We start from the raw sequence: 15,751 nt of genomic DNA on the forward strand, positions 1-15,751 counted from the left end.
CAGCCCTTGATTATCTTGTTTTTCACCAATATATTTAAGATAAGGTCAATTTTCGCTCCTCAAGTTTTGATGCCAATTGTCGATATATAAAATCAGTTGGGGAAAAAATTGTTGGAAATCCTGCTCCAATTCAGCGTAATTTCGCGTTAATTCTTGTTTAGCGGGAGTTAGGTCGAACTGCCGGTTCCTGCGCCGACTTAGTTTCCAAGATATTCTGCGTAAAGTATATTCAATCCCCTCTAAACTACTAGAGGAACTAAGCCAATCTTCTGCTATTAATCGCCGAATAACCCCCTGAGCATAGGCAGGCAAATAATCGAGCTGATCTGCCCAGGAAGCATAGACCGTAGTAGTAAATTTAGTTAAAGGTATATCTGAGTAGTCTTGCCAATGATTAGCCAAAATATAATCGTAAAAAACATCAATTAAAATTCCTGCATAGCGACGATATTTCTCGTTAATTCTCTTTTTGCTGCGCTTAACTATTAGATGCTTATCAGTAAAAATGTCGATCGCCTGATGGCATTGTAATCCCCGTTGCAAACTAGGAGCCAGAGATTTTCGCTCCACACCTTTAACTAGATCCCCTAACAAGTTCCCCAAACGACTTTCGGGATTATCCTCGGCTAATAATAAATGAGCTAGCCAATTCATCATTTACCAGAAAACTACTAGCTCGTATTCTAAATCGTATTCGTTTTTTTTACTTGGATCTGTTATCTACAAAGGTGCATACTGAAGTGTTGAGGTCTTTATATTACAATTCGTTATAAATGTATTTTTTCCTTTGCCTTTCATCTTTATATTTGTAAACTTAATCAAAGTTTATTTGAATTAAAGCAAGAAGTCTATTTTGTCAGCAGGCAGAATTTAAGGGTTTTTATTAGACTAGATTAATTTGAATATATTTCTAGATTAACTTATATCAGTTAGTTAAAAATCAATGACATTCATTTGTACTGTCTCATCGCTTTTATTTGACAGTGAATACTGTATTTTCTCCGAAATCAATAATTGACCAACGGTCAGAGCACAAAGCACGTGAGGCACTCTGGGGTTTTACCCCCATATGCAATCACCTAAGAAGGCGATTGGTTCGCAAGGCACTGTCCGAGGAGGAAACCTTATCGGCTTGTATGCCTCGCCCCATGTGTCCGTTGTTGCAGGACGGAGTAATTTTTGACCAAAGAGAAGATTATCAGCTTTTAGAGACAAATCAAAGAATTTCTTGATAACCAATCATAATAAACAATAACTAAGAATAAATATGACCAAAAAAAAGTTTAGCTTTAAACCTAAAGCCAGTTTGCGAAATTCTCAACGTCAGGAATTGGAAGTTGACTTCCTACTGTTGTTGATTTTGGCAGCCGCTATTTTTATCATTACCTATGCCGTGATCGGGATTGTGCCAGCGGTAAGGCAATCTTATATTGGGATTTTGCTGTTTGAAAGAGGTTTTATCCAAGCCATAGTAGTTGCTCTGGCTGCTTTAGTAGTTGCTACAACTATTTTGAAATTTTTGACTCTTAGAAGTGAACATCAGACATTAGGTAAAATTTGGATTGCCGATCATATTCCTCTAGACCAGCCTGATGCTCATGAAGTGGCATACTTCCAAGAAAGATTAATGAAGGACGGAAGTCTGATAGCAGTACGCTGTGGACGTATTCTCAGAGCTTACATCAAAAGTGGCGATCGCACTGTAGCGAATGATTTTGCTCTCGATGATTCTTCTTTTTATATGAGTGCGTCAGAAGCTTCTTATTCGGTACCGCGAATCTTAGTTTGGGCAATTCCTCTCTTAGGGTTTATTGGGACAGTTGTTGGTATTAGTGGTGCCGTCAGTGGTTTTTCGGGATTTTTGGAAAATTCAGGGGATGTAGAACAAATTAAAGAGGGTATTGGTCAAGTTACCAGTAACCTAGGTTTGGCTTTTGATACTACTCTGTTGGCACTGTTTCTTAGTGTATTGGTGATGATTCCCCTGGTATTAGTAGAACGCTATGAATCAAAATTACTGCTCGGTATTGATGTCTTTATCAACGACAAGCTATTACCCCGATTAAAGAAGAAAAATGAACAGCTCAACGAAGAAGCTATTTATCAATCGGTAGAAGGAGCAATTAGAGAGCATTTCCCCAATCCTCAGGATCTAATCCAGCCCGCCCATAGTTATGCCGAACAGGCTGCCAAAAGCTTATCCGCAGGATTTTTAACAGAAGTAGGCAAAGTACAGGATATTAGTTCTCAGATAATCGCCCAAGCCAACGAGGCAAGACAGTCAGCTAACCGCGATCGCCAAGAATTTCTCAACTTTTTTGCGCAGCAACAGCAAGCTAATCAAGAGTTGGTAGGGCAAATCAGATCGATTGTCGATGAGATTAGAAGCAGAAATCTCTCCGCAGCTAACGATCTCAACATCCAGACTAAGCAGATTAGCCACCAGCTAGAGAAAGCAGCTCGGGTTTTGGAAAATCGAGTTAATTCCCTAGAGGTTGCTACCCAAAAAATGTCGGATTTTCAAAAGATACAGCAAGGGTTAGAACAGAGTTTTGCTTCCCTAGAAAAAACTGCTTTACTAGAAAATGTTTTGACTGGTGTTAGAGATAACCTGGCTCAGCTTCAACCTGTTCTCAAACAACTCAACAAACCTCGTCGGATTACTATTGTAGAACAGGACAACAACAAAAATTCTTAACCATCAGAGCAAAGTATTTTCTTCATGTCTAGGCGCAACATTTATCGTAAACAACAAACAGAGATAGAACTATTTCCGTTCCTTTCTGTTTTAGCCTGCACCATCGGCACGCTAATTTTGTTAATTATTGTCTTAACTACCCAAGCTCTGGAACCGCAAGAAGCAATTGTAGTTGCTAAGACAGAAGAAGACAGTAAGGGAGCTAACCAAAATAAAATTCCAGTTTATATTGAATGTCGTGAGGATGGTTTTGTATTACATCCCAGCAAAGAGTTTGCTCCTCGAGCAGATTTATATGACGAAAAATCTCCCCTCAGAAAATTGGTTGCCGAATTAAAAACACTAAAAGAAGAAAAATATCTCATAGTTATTTTGCGGCCTGACGGTTTAGAAATGTTTAACAAGATTCGGGAGCTAGTCACCAAAGAAGAGATAGATATTGGCTATGAACCACTAGAATTTGGCTTAGAACTCAAAATAGAAAGCTAAATAACGTGAGTTCGAAGTTTGAAGTTCGAAGTTTGGAGTTCGGAATTCGGAATTCGGAGTTATAGGTTATAGGTTATAGGTTAGTTCGAAGTACTCGCTAAGTTAAAAGTAATTAAATTAAGAATAATCAATGAGAAGTAGAGCTAGACGCAAAAACATTAGTTTAAGCCAAAATTTAGATTCTTTTTTGGATATTTTGACTAATACCGTCGGGGTGCTAATGTTCATTAGTCTTTTTGTCACCCTGATTGCTACGGGTAGTAGACCTAAAACCCAAGTGACTATTCAAACTCCTTTATCCTCTCCGACTGAAAAAGAATCTCTCTGGTTCGAGATTAAAAATAATCGAGTGAGCTATTTGGATCTTAGACAGGTCAGAAAAAAAGAACTGGAGTTATCAGGCAACCTGCCCAACTGTAATAAGCCCCGAGATAATGTCAGCGCCGCAGAGGCAATTATCAGTCAAAGTAACTATCAGTCTTGTTTATCGAGCATTTTAGGTCGTCAGAGTAATTTTAGAGTCAATACCAAAAACTACGAAGTGAAGGCAGTAGACAATGGGGTATCTCTGACCTTTGACCCTTTGTCCCCCAATGTTGGAGAAACAACAAATCAATTGACCTCTAAAGACTCTCAATTTAATCAGGTTTTGGCTAAGTCTAATTCCAACAAAGATTACCTAGTATTTATTGTCAGACCAGATAGTTTTGAGGCTTTTCGTACAGCTAGAAAACAGGCTTGGGCAGCCGGTTACGAGGTGGGCTGGGAGCCTCATCCCCAAGATGCACCGATTAAAATTCGGACTATAATCGGTTCGGAACTTCCAGGTGGGAAGTCTATTGGAGTACAGTAGCATTTAAGTTGCTCCAAAATTAGAGCGATGAAGAATTAATATAAATGTATGGAGCCAGAGTTATACATATCTCGAACCAAAAACTGCTCAAACTATGACGCTAACTACTTATAAATGGTCAGTTGAAGAGTATCACCTGATGATCAAAGCTGGACTATTAGAAGGTAAATCTGTTGAGTTGTTAAATGGTCAAATAATTGAAATGAGTCCAGAACGAGAAGAACATACTTATGCTAATGATGATGTAGCTCAGTTACTGAGAGAAAAACTACAAGGACTGGCTAAAATACGCGAATCTCATCCGATTACTTTAGATAATTCTGAACCAGAACCTGATATAGCAGTAGTTAGATTACCCAAAACTATTTATTCTCATCATCATCCTTATTCCCAAGATATTTACTGGTTAATTGAAATATCAAACGAGACTCTCAGTCAAGATTTGGCAGAAAAATCTCTTATTTATGCCCGAAATTATATTCTTGAATATTGGGTCGTAGACCTGGCAAACAATAAGTTAATTGTCCATACTCACCCTAAAAATAATAGCTATTCTCAAATTGTTGAGTATATTAGTGGTACGATTTCTCCCCTAGCTTTTCCGGATATTAAGATTGCTCTAGAACAACTTTTATTATTTTAATTATTGCTAATCATGAAAGCACTCGCTGGCTTATTAAATTCTTTACTCTTAGCAACTTGGGTTATCGCGATCGCCATATTTTCGATCCAAAATATTCAAGATGTTTCGGTAAAGTTTTTGACTTTGGAATCGATTACTGTGCCCGTTGGAGTTTTATTAGCTTTTTGTAGTGGTATTGGTATGATTCTGGGTTGGGTAATTCCCCTGTTGTTTGTGAGCAAAAGAAAAAGTCGTCGTAGTTATTAGAACTTGCTTCGCTCAAACAAGCTATCAGCTATCAGCTATCGGCTATAGGTGAGCTGGCATCTGCTCAATTCCCCCAGTACTCTCCAGGAAGATCGTTTTTTTCAACAGTAACCCTGCCAACTTTCTTACCTGACATTCTCAATAATTCATCACCTGAAAATTCGAAACCAAGCTTTAGTGCTATTTGCGCAACTTCATCTGCAGTTGAGGAAGCGAGCACCTCATTTTTAAGTGCAGGTTCAGACTGCATTTTCTTTAAAAATGCCTCGAGTTGATCTAAAGCCATATTTGAAACTCCTATTCTTCCTAGCTACTCATCATACCATTCCCACACTTTCCTGAGGCACCACCTAATTAATAATTGACCGTTTACGTACTTAAATAGTTACAATAAAGAAAAAATCGCCACTATAATTATGGATGCAATTACTTATACTCAAGCACGCAAAAACTTCACTACGGTAATGAACCAAGTGTGTGAGGATCATGCACCAATTATCATTACTCGTCAATCAGAAAGCCCAGTGGTCATGATGTCTTTAGAAGACTATAGTGCTATTGAAGAAACCATGTACTTACTAAGAAGTCCCAAAAACGCCCAACGACTTTACAAAGCATTAGAGCAATTAAAAGAGGGGAAATACCAACAACGGGAATTGATTGAAGTTGAGGGACGCGTCGCCGAAGGGCGCAAGTCCAATCGACTTGTTGAAGAAGACAAGACTGCTGAAGGGCGCAAGTCCAATCGACCTGTTGAAGAAGATACCCTAAAGGATACACCTTCGGATAAGGCTGCTGAAGTCTAAATCTATGGACATAACGTTTTTAGATGACGCTTGGCAAGATTATTTATATTGGCTGAAGACAGATAAAAAAATACTCAAACGCATCAATCAATTAATCAAGGATACTCAAAGAACCCCCTTTGAAGGCATTGGCAAACCAGAACCTCTAAAGTTTGATATGTCGGGGCTTTGGTCGCGCCGAATCAACCAAGAACTTCGCTTGATTTACCAAGTTCAGGATGAATGTATCATCATTGTTCAGTGCCGTTATCATTACTGATACAGATGTATAGCAATACGAACTTTTATTAGGACACTCATTACTCGTTACTCGTTACTCATTACTTACGAGTAATCAAATAAACTTGTCCTAACGTAACTTTGTACGGCTATATTTGCCGATGTTAGCGATCGCTCATCAGGACGGGAGGTGAATTTTTGACTAACATATTAATCTCTAAGACTTAATACCAAATTCTCAATATCTTTTACTTGAGTTGGCAACTCTGCTGTTAAAACTTCCGCACCAGAATTAGTTACTAAAACGTCATCTTCAATTCTGATTCCTCGGACATCTTGAAACATTGCCAAACGCTCCCAATTAACTACATCTTGATATTTGGTGCGAAAATCAGGATTGTTTAAAATTGCTGGCACTTGATAAAAACCTGGTTCAATAGTGACTAACATTCCTGGTTCCAATGGGCGGTTTAATCTTAAATAACCCAAGCCAAAGCGATCGCTCCTCGTTCTCCCTGGTTCATATCCTGCTAAATCTCCCAAATCTTCCATATCATGAACATCTAAACCCAGTAAATGTCCAATCCCATGAGGAAAAAATAAAGCATGGGCATCCATAGCTACTAAATCTTCGGGATTACCTTTGAGGATTCCTAAATCAACTAAACCCTCAGCAATTACTTGAGCTGCCAATAAATGAATATCCTGATATTCCACTCCTGGGTAAATCTGAGCAATACAGCGATCGTGGGCAGCCAAAACTATCTCATAAATATCTTTTTGGGTGCTGGTAAACTTCCCTGAAACTGACCAGGTGCGGGTAATATCTGCTGCCCAGCCGTTAGAAGTTTCTGCTCCGACATCAGCGAGCAATAGATCCTGTGGTTCAAGTTGATGATGATAGGATTCATTGTGCAAAACTTCTCCATGGACAGTAACGATACTGTTATAGGCGCAATGCATATTATGAGCAAGAATTACTCCTTCCATTGCTCCACGAATTTGTGCTTCAGTTTTTGCCTGGAGAGTTGCTTGCATTCCTGCTAGATGCGCTTCGACTGATACGGCAGCAGCTTGGCGTAATTCCTGTAATGCTAGATCGTCGTGGTGCGATCGCAATTTAACAATAGCTTGAGCTAACTCCAAATCAATTCCTTCAATTTGATTAGCAAATGCTATAGAGCGGTTTAATAATTGACATTGCTGCTGATAAGTTTTCCAATCCTGTACAGCTATGGTAGCTGCATGATCTGTCTTAGCTGACAATTCAGCTAATGGATAAACACAATCTGCACCAATTGTGGCACCGATGTCTTCGCGTTGAGGAGTTTCACCGTGCCACAAAGTCGCCTGGGGTGGCGGATTATCCATGAATAATTCTAACTTCCCCCTATCTAAGCGAATAGCAGCATTGATCAAAGGCAGTCCCGCAAAATACAAAAAGTGACTACTGGCACGAAAGGGAAATGTATTGGCGACAAAGTTTCTACTAATAGCATTACCAGACCACAAGATAACCGGATGTTCAATTAGTTTTCCTAACTCAACTCTTCTTTGCTTGAGAGAGGCGGCAAGATTTTGGTCATTATCTGCTACAAGTATAGTCATGAATAATACTATTGATAGCCAATACAGTTAGTATAGATATTTAGACTAGCATTAGCATTATTGGGAATTCCCATTAATCAACTAATAATTACCGAATTTTAAGCTTTCCCACGACAATTTGCGACTATTAATCGTTCATTATCTCTCATTAATTTCCCAAAACTATGGAGTCTCGATATTGGTCAATAGATCGCTTGCCTGGACTGATGCTCCGAGAACAAGAGTTGCTGAAGAGGAATAATATTACTGATACCAAAGAACTGTTAAACCAAACCAGTACACCTAATTCTCGACTGGCTCTAGCGAATCAGCTAAAAATGAATCTGAAGCAGATTAATAAATTAGTAGCGTTAGCCGATTTAGCCCGCTTACCTAGCGTTGGCTATCGATATTGCGGGCTACTTTTACATGCTGGCATGATTTCAGTAACCCAGGTTGCTCAAACTCCTTTTCATCGTCTACATCGTCAAATTGTTAGATTACAGGTAGCTACTCTTCAGAGAAAAGATCTATCGCCTCCCGTCGAGGAAGTAAGAAGATGGGTTGAAGAGGCAAGATTACTGAAATAGTTTTAGGTCTAAATATTAATCAGTAGATACTAGTTAATGAATTATGCTGTTAATAGTTACGCGATAGATTATTATCACGACGATAGTTACCACCACCGCTACGATTATTTTCGCGAGGTCTGGCTTTATTGACTTTTAATTCTCTGCCCATCCATTCTGCGCCATCTAAGCTTTCAATTGCTTTAGCTTCTTCGTCCTCACTCCCCATTTCTACGAAACCAAAACCTCTGGGACGACCAGTTTCGCGATCTGAAGGCAAGGATACTCTGGAAACAGTACCATATTCCTCAAAAACGGTCGTAAGATCTTCTCTAGTGACCTCATAAGATAAGTTGCCTACATAGACTGACATTGATTGTCTCCTAAAAACGAAAATTATTTTGAGATAAATATTTCGGAAGGAAGTCTGCCAATCTAGAAGTAGCCAAGAGGTCATAAAAAATTGAAACAAACACGCTTGCCGAATCGAAATCTCTATTTCCTAGTAGGTTAACACAGCCGGATTGAAAGGATTAATCTCAAGATTGAAAACAATGTTAAAAAATACAAAAATGTATAGTAGCTAATAATTTATTGATAACTAAATTACATTATTTAGATTGATTTAAATAACAATAAGTCTGTATTATGGGATGTAATGTATGATACAAAATAGAGTTAAACATAATGAACTAAGACAGTTAGTTCGCTCACAATTAGAATTATTGTTAGATAGTGGTAATTTAGAAGGGGCAAAATCGCTTTTAATTCCTGTACAACCAGTAGATATAGCTGAAGCGATCGAAGGTTTACCACAATCAAGTCAATTAATTGCCTTTCGTTTACTATCTAAAGCGGAGGCGATCGAAGTATACGAATATCTCAATAGTGAAGTTCAACAGTCTTTGATTCAAGAATTTAAGCGTCAAGATGTTTTGGATATCGTAGATAAAATGTCTCCCGATGATCGCGCTAGAATGTTTGACGAACTACCAGCTAAAATTGTACGTCGTCTATTGTCCCAATTAAGTCCAGGAGAACGTCAAGCCACAGCTATTTTACTAGGTTACGGAGAAGATACTGCGGGGCGTATTATGACTCCCGAGTATATCTCATTGAAAGAGAATTTAACTGTCACCCAAACTTTAGAAAGAATAAGAAGTCTGGCTAATGCTTCGGAAGTTGTTTACTATCTCTATGTCACTAATGCATCTCGTCAACTTAGGGGAATTGTCTCTCTAAGAGATCTGGTAATTACTCCGCCTGATACGACTCTGGGAGAAATTATGGCTCGTGATGTGGTTTTTGTCCATACCGATACAGATCAAGAAGAAGTAGCTAAAACTATTCAACGTTACGATCTTTTGGCATTACCCGTAGTTGATAGTGAGGAAAGATTAGTTGGGGTCGTTACTGTGGATGATGTCATTGATATTATTGAGCAAGAAGCCACCGAAGATATTTATGCCTTGGGAGGAGTTCAGTCTGATGGTGATAATTATTTTCAAACCAATTTATTAACTGTTGCCCGCAAAAGAGTCGTCTGGTTATTTGTGTTGCTACTTACTAACACAGTTACTGGCGCAATTATTCGTTCTCAAGAAGAACTATTACAACAAGCAGTAATCTTGGCAGCTTTTATTCCTTTATTAACTGGCACAGGAGGAAACGTGGGAGCGCAGTCTTCTACAGTGGTTATTCGTGGTTTAAACACCGAAGAAATTGACAATATGGGCACAGGAAAAGTCGTTTTTCGCGAAGCTAGTGCAGGTATTTTGTTAGGTTTAATACTGGGTACGATAGCAACAGTATGGGCTTATTTTCTTCAGGGCAGTTTAGCGGTGGCAATGTCTGTTGGTATTAGTTTAGTGGCGATCGCTCTTTTAGCTTCAGTTGCTGGTTCTGCCTTGCCATTTTTATTTCGTTCTTTTGGCTTAGATCCTGCCTTAATGTCTGCACCTTTTATTACTACTGCTGTTGATGTTTTAGGTGTGCTAATTTACTTTAATATTGCCAGAATTATTTTGGGCTTGTAATGATAAATCATTGAAGTTCATTTCAATGATTTCAAGGATGAATAGTCCCATCTGGCATGACAGTACCTTTCCAATTAATGCTACTCAAGATGCTACTTTTAAGGTTAACTCCTCTCAGATTAGCTCCTCGCAGATACACATCAACTAAACTGGCATTTTGTAGATTAGCTTTTTCTAGGTTGGTTTTGAATAATAACGCAAATCTAAAGTTAGCGTTTTGTAGATTTCCCTCTGCTAAATTAGCTCCAATAAGATTAGCAGAACAAAAATCAATTTTATTACCTTTTGCCGAGTTAGTTAAGCTCAACTGAGATATAGTTGCCATACTACTATTTCCTGTATCGGTATCTTTCAGAACTGCCCCAGCTAGTACAGCACTACGTAAATTAGCACTACGTAAATTAGCACCTTGTAGGGTTGCTTGTTCTAGATTCGATTGGCGTAAACTACTACCACTTAAATCAGCTTTGTTAAAATTGGCAGAAGTTAAATCGGCATTACTCAAATCAGCTTCGCTTAAGTCAGCTCGACTGAAATCAGCACCACTTAAGTCTACTCCTGTAAGATTAGCTCCAGCGAGATTTGCTCGACTAAGATTAGCTCCAGCAAGATTGGCGCGGCTCAGATTAACATTACTTAAATCGGCATCAGAAAGATCTGCGTCACGAAAAAAAGATTGGCTCAGATTAGCATTACTTAAATCTACTCGCGCTAATGAAGCATTTTCTAAATTAGCCCAGCTCAAGTCCGCATTTGTCAGATCAGCACTAGTTAGATTTGCTCTAGCTAAATTACTTTTGATTAATCGAGCGTTACTCAAATTAGCGCGATTCAAATTAGCTCCAGTAAGATTTGTACCACTAAAATTTGCCCAATCTAGTTCAGTTCTGCTGAAATCAATATTTTCCAGATCAACTTGCATAATCTGGATCTGACTGAGATTAGCGCGACTAAAATCCCTGTCACCCTTTTGATAAAGCGATAATAGCTCTACTCCATCCATTTATTTAAATTGCTGTTTTTATTTAGCTTGAGGAATATGTTTTTATAATTCCCGATCGCAACTCAAAAATAACAAGAGTTCGGAGTTCGGAGTTCGGAGTTCGGAGTTCGGAGTTTGGAGTTCGGAGTTCGGAGTTCGGAGTTTGGAGTTCGGAGTTCGGAGTTCGGAGTTTGGAGTTCGGAGTTCGGAGTTTGGAGTTCGGAATTTAGAATTAATTTTCTTAGCAACTCTCTTTTTCTAAAATTAGAGTTACTGGACCATCATTTTCGATGTTGATTTCCATCATCGCACCAAATTTACCTGTAGCTATCGATAAACCACTTTGTTTGAGTTTGGCAACAAATTCATCGTACAAGGGTTCTGCCAGACTAGGAGATGCTGAAGCACTAAAGGAAGGACGGCGACCTTTACGACAGTCACCGTACAGTGTAAATTGACTCACTACTAAGATTTCTCCTTGGATATCCACCACTGATTTACTCCAGGCTTTATCCGCAGATAGATCGGGAAATAATCTTAATTCTAAGCATTTACGCGTCATCCAGTCGAGTTCTGTTTCTGTGTCCGTCGGTGAGATTCCCACTAACAAGTTTAACCCTTGACCAATTTTACCGATTGTTTTGCCACCTACTATGACCGAAGATGATTTAACTCGCTGGACAACTACACGCATTTAGTTACACACCAGAATATTAAGGAATTGGCTTTGTTCAAATTAACTTTTTTAGCTATCAGCCATTAGCTATTAGCTATCAGCTATCAGCATTATTAATTCTCACTAGGCTTCAAGTTTTAATTTATAATTATTTCCCAAAACCTTTGCCGCGATCGCCTGTTGGTAAACAAACACAGTTTTCGATTTGTTTGCGAAGTGTTTCTTTATCTAAGTTTTGACCAATGAGGACAAGCTGATTTTTCTTGTCTCCCTGCCATTCTTCATCTTCGAGAGAAAAACGCTTGCCACTGAGGTGGAAGATATGACGTTTAGGACTTTCATCAAACCAAAGAATACCTTTAGCACGAAAAACACTTTCGGGTAGTTGGTTATCTAAGAAATATTGAAATTTACGAATTGCCAAAGGCTTATCAAACTGGAAGGAAATAGAAGAAAAACCGTCATTTTCTAAGTGATGGGAATGGTCATGGTGGTGATGATGGTGTTCATGGTGATCGTGTTCATGGGAATGATCGTGTTCATGATCGTGGTTATGATCTTTTGATTCTGCTTGCTCGAAGTATTTATCTGACTCAAATAAACCAACACTCAAGATCAAGGGGAGAGATACTTGAGACTTTTGAGTCCGCAGGATACGGGCATCTTTTTTCATGTCCCTAAGTCTGACTTCCAAAGCATCAACATCGGCCTCGTCGACTAAGTCAGTTTTATTAAGCACAATCACATCACCGTATTGAATCTGACTTTGTGCTGCTTCACTATTAAATAGATCGAGGCTGAAGTTAGCACAGTCGACCATAGTGACGATTGAGTCGAGGCGGGTCATATCCCGCAATTCTGTGCCTAAAAAGGTTAAGGCTACTGGGAGAGGATCAGCTAGTCCAGTTGTTTCTACTACTAAATAGTCAATCTTGTCATCTCTTTCGAGGATTTTATAGACAGCGTCAACTAAATCTTCGTTAATAGTGCAGCAAATACAGCCATTGTTCAACTCAACCATACTTTCGTCGGTGGAGATAATTAATTCATTATCAATACCGATTTCGCCAAACTCGTTCACTAAAACGGCAGTTTTAACTCCGTCTTGATTAGTCAGAATATGATTGAGCAGTGTGGTTTTACCGCTACCGAGAAACCCCGTGATGATAGTAACGGGCAAACCTTTTTTGGATACATCCATTGCAGAAGATGTTGTAGCTTGTTCAACAGTAGTCATAGCGATCGCTTTTCTAAAATTGTCTGACTGAGAAAATTATCTTTTTTATTCTAGTTTTTATTCTAGATTTATAGTCGTGTATACGGACTTCAATCAACCTATGCCTCAAATCCAACAGCTAGAAGCTGTGGTAGTAGGTCAAGATATATTTCTAGTCTTGTTTTTGGCTTAAAATTAATATTAGCAAGGTCTAGTAATCGTCAAGAGGTTTAACTATGGTCAAAACAGCTTCCACAATGTTGTCCCTAGGCACTGTTGCCCCAGAATTTAAATTACCCGATGTTGTATCTGGAGAACATATTTCTTTAGCTACTTTTGCCGATAGTCAGGCTTTACTGATGATGTTTATTTGCCAGCATTGTCCTTTTGTTAAGCACGTTCAGCAAGAATTAGGTCAGATTGGTCAAGATTACAGCCAGCAGCCTTTGGGAATTGTGGCAATTAGTGCTAACGATGTGGCGAATTATCCTGATGACTCTCCCGCAAAACTTAAGCAGATGGCAGAAGCATTGAACTTCAATTTTCCCCTTTGCTACGATGAAACCCAAGAAGTAAGTAAAGCTTACACTGCCGCTTGTACTCCTGATTTTTTTCTCTTTGATGCCAACCAAAAACTAGTTTACCGTGGTCAACTAGATGATAGCCGCCCAGGTAATAATATCCCCGTTACCGGTCAGGATTTACGACGAGCGATCGATGCTGTATTGCAAGGTAACGCTGTTGATTTTGAGCAAAAACCGAGTATTGGTTGCAATATCAAGTGGAAACCGGGAAACGAACCAGAATATTTTGGCTAAACTCTAACTTGATTTTTTTCTTGGGTTTTTGCTCAAGACTCTGTGTATCAACACGCTTAAAAGAAAATTGTGAAAAATGAGAAAAGATTTAAAATTCTTTATATTGTGATTCGCTCATAAATTACTATCCGTAGGATAATAAGAAGTCATTGACACTATACGTCTTTACTAAAACGCATATCTTTAAAACTAAAGATACTTACTTACACACTCATTTTTTTGATTAAAGGAGAAAATATTTGGTTTTTAAAACTTCCTTTAAAACGGCTAATTCAGAAGAGATTTTTAGTGCTGCTCAGAAGTTAATGCCTGGTGGCGTTAGCTCACCAGTGAGAGCTTTTAAATCTGTTGGCGGTCAACCAATTGTATTTGACCATGTTAAGGGTGCTTATATTTGGGATGTCGATGGTAATCAATATATTGATTATGTGGGCACTTGGGGACCCGCAATTTGTGGTCATGCCCATCCTGAAGTTATTCAAGCTCTTCACGAAGCTCTGGAAAAAGGCACGAGCTTTGGCGCTCCTTGCGCTTTAGAGAATGTCTTGGCGGAAATGGTAATTGACGCTGTTCCTAGTATTGATGTTGTGCGTTTCGTAAACTCGGGAACAGAAGCTTGTATGTCTGTCTTGCGTTTAATGAGAGCGTTCACTGGTAGAGACAAAATTGTCAAGTTTGAAGGCTGTTATCATGGTCACGCAGATATGTTTTTGGTCAAGGCTGGCTCTGGAGTAGCAACTCTTGGTTTACCAGATTCACCAGGAGTACCTAAATCGGCAACCAATAACACTTTAACTGCTCCATATAACGACTTAGAAACAGTAAAAAAACTCTTTGCCAATAATCCCGGGCAAATTGCTGGGGTGATTCTGGAACCTGTGGTAGGGAACTCAGGATTTGTCACTCCTGATGCTGGATTTCTAGAAGGCTTGCGAGAAATAACTAAAGAGCATGATGCATTGCTAGTTTTTGACGAAGTAATGACTGGTTTTCGCATTGCTTATGGTGGCGCACAAGAAAAATTTGGTGTAACTCCAGATCTAACTACCTTAGGCAAAGTTATTGGTGGTGGTCTGCCTGTGGGTGCTTATGGTGGACGCGCTGATATTATGTCTATGGTTGCACCAGCAGGTCCTATGTATCAAGCAGGAACTCTCTCTGGTAATCCCTTGGCAATGACTGCGGGGATCAAAACTTTGGAATTACTTAGAAAACCAGGTGCTTATGAACAGCTAGACCGTATTACTAAGAAGCTGTCGACTGGCTTATTAAAGGTGGCTCAAGAAGCTGGTCATGAAGTTACCGGTGGTAGCATTAGTGCCATGTTTGGTATGTTCTTTACAGGCACAGAAGTTCATAACTACGATGATGCGAAAACTTCAGATATGAAGAAATTTGCTCGCTTTCATCGCGGTATGTTGGAAAGTGGAATTTATCTTGCTCCTTCACAATTTGAGGCAGGATTTACCTCTTTGGCTCATACTGATGAGGATATTGATAAAACTTTGGCAGCAGCAAAAGAAGTTTTATCTGCAATCTAGATCTTCGTGCGGGTAAATTAAATCTTTGATATAGACGGGTCTTATCCCGTCTTTTTTAATTTATATGAAAATAGCTAATGGCTGATAGCGAGTAGTTTTGCTCCTTTAACTCTATGCTAAATGCTGCACTACCCACAAGCCTGCTTGAGTGCGATCGCGAACATCTATAGTCATTCCAAATGAAAATCATACGATTGTGTAAGGTCGAATTGCGATTAGCCCCTACGATAATTAGTTAGGGTTTGCTGAATAACTTGACAACCTTGAGCCAATAAAGGTTATAAGGATTTTAGGCGCAGAAAAAAGTTAAGTAAAAATGGCGAAAAACCCCTAAAATTGGTAAAAGACCCTTGCACTTATCTGAGCAAGAAC

At 39.0% G+C, this 15,751-nt stretch carries 18 protein-coding genes and 1 pseudogene; 12 read left to right on the top strand and 7 right to left on the bottom strand.

Going from position 1 to position 15,751, the window contains the following annotated elements; translation table 11 throughout:
* Positions 1–45: 45 nt before the first annotated feature.
* Entirely contained in the window at positions 46–657 is a 612-nt protein-coding gene (locus PLEUR7319_RS0110995) for an ACP phosphodiesterase (protein WP_237743555.1), read from the bottom strand.
* A 326-nt stretch (positions 658–983) separates the two neighbouring features.
* Here PLEUR7319_RS0110995 and PLEUR7319_RS42580 point away from each other — a divergent pair, with 326 nt between their 5' ends.
* The 6 genes from PLEUR7319_RS42580 to PLEUR7319_RS0111020 all read left to right on the top strand — a co-directional run bounded on the left by PLEUR7319_RS42580 (position 984) and on the right by PLEUR7319_RS0111020 (position 4,929).
* The gene (locus PLEUR7319_RS42580; protein ID WP_144054287.1) at positions 984–1,232 is read left to right on the top strand and encodes a hypothetical protein; all 249 of its coding nucleotides are present in this window, start codon (positions 984–986) and stop codon (positions 1,230–1,232) included.
* A 35-nt stretch (positions 1,233–1,267) separates the two neighbouring features.
* Positions 1,268–2,698, top strand: a complete 1,431-nt coding sequence (locus tag PLEUR7319_RS0111000) for a MotA/TolQ/ExbB proton channel family protein (RefSeq protein WP_019505276.1) — start codon at positions 1,268–1,270, stop codon at positions 2,696–2,698.
* 24 nt (positions 2,699–2,722) lie between these two features.
* The gene (locus PLEUR7319_RS0111005) at positions 2,723–3,187 is read left to right on the top strand and encodes a hypothetical protein (RefSeq protein ID WP_019505277.1); all 465 of its coding nucleotides are present in this window, start codon (positions 2,723–2,725) and stop codon (positions 3,185–3,187) included.
* Positions 3,188–3,317: 130 nt separating this feature from the next.
* A complete protein-coding gene (locus PLEUR7319_RS0111010; protein ID WP_019505278.1) occupies positions 3,318–4,040 on the top strand; it encodes a hypothetical protein in 723 nt (240 codons plus the stop codon).
* Positions 4,041–4,134: 94 nt separating this feature from the next.
* A complete protein-coding gene (locus PLEUR7319_RS0111015) occupies positions 4,135–4,683 on the top strand; it encodes a Uma2 family endonuclease (RefSeq protein ID WP_019505279.1) in 549 nt (182 codons plus the stop codon).
* Positions 4,684–4,695: 12 nt separating this feature from the next.
* Positions 4,696–4,929: a LapA family protein gene (locus PLEUR7319_RS0111020; protein ID WP_019505280.1), complete on the top strand. Its 234-nt coding sequence runs from the start codon at positions 4,696–4,698 to the stop codon at positions 4,927–4,929.
* Between the two features lie 64 nt (positions 4,930–4,993).
* Here the strand turns inward: PLEUR7319_RS0111020 and PLEUR7319_RS0111025 are convergent, their stop codons facing one another.
* Positions 4,994–5,215, bottom strand: a complete 222-nt coding sequence (locus PLEUR7319_RS0111025) for a Nif11-like leader peptide family natural product precursor (protein WP_019505281.1) — start codon at positions 5,213–5,215, stop codon at positions 4,994–4,996.
* 130 nt (positions 5,216–5,345) lie between these two features.
* On the opposite strand from PLEUR7319_RS0111025, the pseudogene PLEUR7319_RS42585 reads away from it, so the two are divergent.
* Together PLEUR7319_RS42585 and PLEUR7319_RS0111035 are read left to right on the top strand one after the other, a co-directional pair.
* Positions 5,346–5,600, top strand: a pseudogene (locus PLEUR7319_RS42585) (type II toxin-antitoxin system Phd/YefM family antitoxin); the annotation flags it as partial.
* A gap of 139 nt (positions 5,601–5,739) precedes the next feature.
* The gene (locus PLEUR7319_RS0111035) at positions 5,740–5,994 is read left to right on the top strand and encodes a Txe/YoeB family addiction module toxin (protein WP_019505283.1); all 255 of its coding nucleotides are present in this window, start codon (positions 5,740–5,742) and stop codon (positions 5,992–5,994) included.
* Between the two features lie 170 nt (positions 5,995–6,164).
* Here the strand turns inward: PLEUR7319_RS0111035 and PLEUR7319_RS0111040 are convergent, their stop codons facing one another.
* Positions 6,165–7,562: an aminopeptidase P family protein gene (locus PLEUR7319_RS0111040; protein ID WP_019505284.1), complete on the bottom strand. Its 1,398-nt coding sequence runs from the start codon at positions 7,560–7,562 to the stop codon at positions 6,165–6,167.
* Between the two features lie 164 nt (positions 7,563–7,726).
* On the opposite strand from PLEUR7319_RS0111040, the gene PLEUR7319_RS0111045 reads away from it, so the two are divergent.
* Positions 7,727–8,131, top strand: a complete 405-nt coding sequence (locus PLEUR7319_RS0111045; RefSeq protein WP_019505285.1) for a DUF4332 domain-containing protein — start codon at positions 7,727–7,729, stop codon at positions 8,129–8,131.
* A 49-nt stretch (positions 8,132–8,180) separates the two neighbouring features.
* Here the strand turns inward: PLEUR7319_RS0111045 and PLEUR7319_RS0111050 are convergent, their stop codons facing one another.
* Positions 8,181–8,483, bottom strand: a complete 303-nt coding sequence (locus PLEUR7319_RS0111050) for a hypothetical protein (RefSeq protein ID WP_019505286.1) — start codon at positions 8,481–8,483, stop codon at positions 8,181–8,183.
* Between the two features lie 289 nt (positions 8,484–8,772).
* On the opposite strand from PLEUR7319_RS0111050, the gene mgtE reads away from it, so the two are divergent.
* On the top strand, positions 8,773–10,146 hold the full coding sequence (mgtE, locus tag PLEUR7319_RS0111055) for a magnesium transporter (protein ID WP_019505287.1): 1,374 nt from the start codon (positions 8,773–8,775) through the stop codon (positions 10,144–10,146).
* A 31-nt stretch (positions 10,147–10,177) separates the two neighbouring features.
* Here mgtE and PLEUR7319_RS0111060 read toward each other — a convergent pair whose 3' ends face one another.
* From PLEUR7319_RS0111060 to PLEUR7319_RS0111070, 3 genes are all read right to left on the bottom strand, one after another.
* Entirely contained in the window at positions 10,178–11,149 is a 972-nt protein-coding gene (locus PLEUR7319_RS0111060) for a pentapeptide repeat-containing protein (RefSeq protein ID WP_019505288.1), read from the bottom strand.
* Positions 11,150–11,369: 220 nt separating this feature from the next.
* Entirely contained in the window at positions 11,370–11,822 is a 453-nt protein-coding gene (dtd, locus tag PLEUR7319_RS0111065) for a D-aminoacyl-tRNA deacylase (protein ID WP_019505289.1), read from the bottom strand.
* A gap of 130 nt (positions 11,823–11,952) precedes the next feature.
* Complete coding sequence (locus PLEUR7319_RS0111070; RefSeq protein WP_019505290.1) at positions 11,953–13,041, bottom strand: GTP-binding protein; 1,089 nt, start codon at positions 13,039–13,041, stop codon at positions 11,953–11,955.
* Between the two features lie 215 nt (positions 13,042–13,256).
* Between PLEUR7319_RS0111070 and PLEUR7319_RS0111075 the strand changes: the two genes are divergently transcribed.
* Both PLEUR7319_RS0111075 and hemL read left to right on the top strand, forming a co-directional pair.
* Complete coding sequence (locus PLEUR7319_RS0111075) at positions 13,257–13,838, top strand: thioredoxin family protein (protein ID WP_019505291.1); 582 nt, start codon at positions 13,257–13,259, stop codon at positions 13,836–13,838.
* Between the two features lie 239 nt (positions 13,839–14,077).
* A complete protein-coding gene (hemL, locus tag PLEUR7319_RS0111080; RefSeq protein WP_019505292.1) occupies positions 14,078–15,379 on the top strand; it encodes a glutamate-1-semialdehyde 2,1-aminomutase in 1,302 nt (433 codons plus the stop codon).
* Positions 15,380–15,751: the final 372 nt, after the last annotated feature.

It is taken from the genome of Pleurocapsa sp. PCC 7319 (assembly GCF_000332195.1).
In the GTDB taxonomy this organism is placed as follows: Bacteria; Cyanobacteriota; Cyanobacteriia; order Cyanobacteriales; family Xenococcaceae; genus Waterburya.

Excerpts from the sequence above, each read along its gene's own strand:
- PLEUR7319_RS0110995 (WP_237743555.1), bottom strand. The coding sequence starts at position 657 with ATGATGAATTGGCTAGCTCATTTATTATTAGCCGAGGATAATCCCGAA.
- PLEUR7319_RS0111000 (WP_019505276.1), top strand. The coding sequence starts at position 1,268 with ATGACCAAAAAAAAGTTTAGCTTTAAACCTAAAGCCAGTTTGCGAAAT.
- PLEUR7319_RS0111005 (WP_019505277.1), top strand. The coding sequence starts at position 2,723 with ATGTCTAGGCGCAACATTTATCGTAAACAACAAACAGAGATAGAACTA.
- PLEUR7319_RS0111010 (WP_019505278.1), top strand. The coding sequence starts at position 3,318 with ATGAGAAGTAGAGCTAGACGCAAAAACATTAGTTTAAGCCAAAATTTA.
- PLEUR7319_RS0111015 (WP_019505279.1), top strand. The coding sequence starts at position 4,135 with ATGACGCTAACTACTTATAAATGGTCAGTTGAAGAGTATCACCTGATG.
- PLEUR7319_RS0111020 (WP_019505280.1), top strand. The coding sequence starts at position 4,696 with ATGAAAGCACTCGCTGGCTTATTAAATTCTTTACTCTTAGCAACTTGG.
- PLEUR7319_RS0111025 (WP_019505281.1), bottom strand. The coding sequence starts at position 5,215 with ATGGCTTTAGATCAACTCGAGGCATTTTTAAAGAAAATGCAGTCTGAA.
- PLEUR7319_RS0111035 (WP_019505283.1), top strand. The coding sequence starts at position 5,740 with ATGGACATAACGTTTTTAGATGACGCTTGGCAAGATTATTTATATTGG.
- PLEUR7319_RS0111040 (WP_019505284.1), bottom strand. The coding sequence starts at position 7,562 with ATGACTATACTTGTAGCAGATAATGACCAAAATCTTGCCGCCTCTCTC.
- PLEUR7319_RS0111045 (WP_019505285.1), top strand. The coding sequence starts at position 7,727 with ATGGAGTCTCGATATTGGTCAATAGATCGCTTGCCTGGACTGATGCTC.
- PLEUR7319_RS0111050 (WP_019505286.1), bottom strand. The coding sequence starts at position 8,483 with ATGTCAGTCTATGTAGGCAACTTATCTTATGAGGTCACTAGAGAAGAT.
- mgtE (WP_019505287.1), top strand. The coding sequence starts at position 8,773 with ATGATACAAAATAGAGTTAAACATAATGAACTAAGACAGTTAGTTCGC.
- PLEUR7319_RS0111060 (WP_019505288.1), bottom strand. The coding sequence starts at position 11,149 with ATGGATGGAGTAGAGCTATTATCGCTTTATCAAAAGGGTGACAGGGAT.
- dtd (WP_019505289.1), bottom strand. The coding sequence starts at position 11,822 with ATGCGTGTAGTTGTCCAGCGAGTTAAATCATCTTCGGTCATAGTAGGT.
- PLEUR7319_RS0111070 (WP_019505290.1), bottom strand. The coding sequence starts at position 13,041 with ATGACTACTGTTGAACAAGCTACAACATCTTCTGCAATGGATGTATCC.
- PLEUR7319_RS0111075 (WP_019505291.1), top strand. The coding sequence starts at position 13,257 with ATGGTCAAAACAGCTTCCACAATGTTGTCCCTAGGCACTGTTGCCCCA.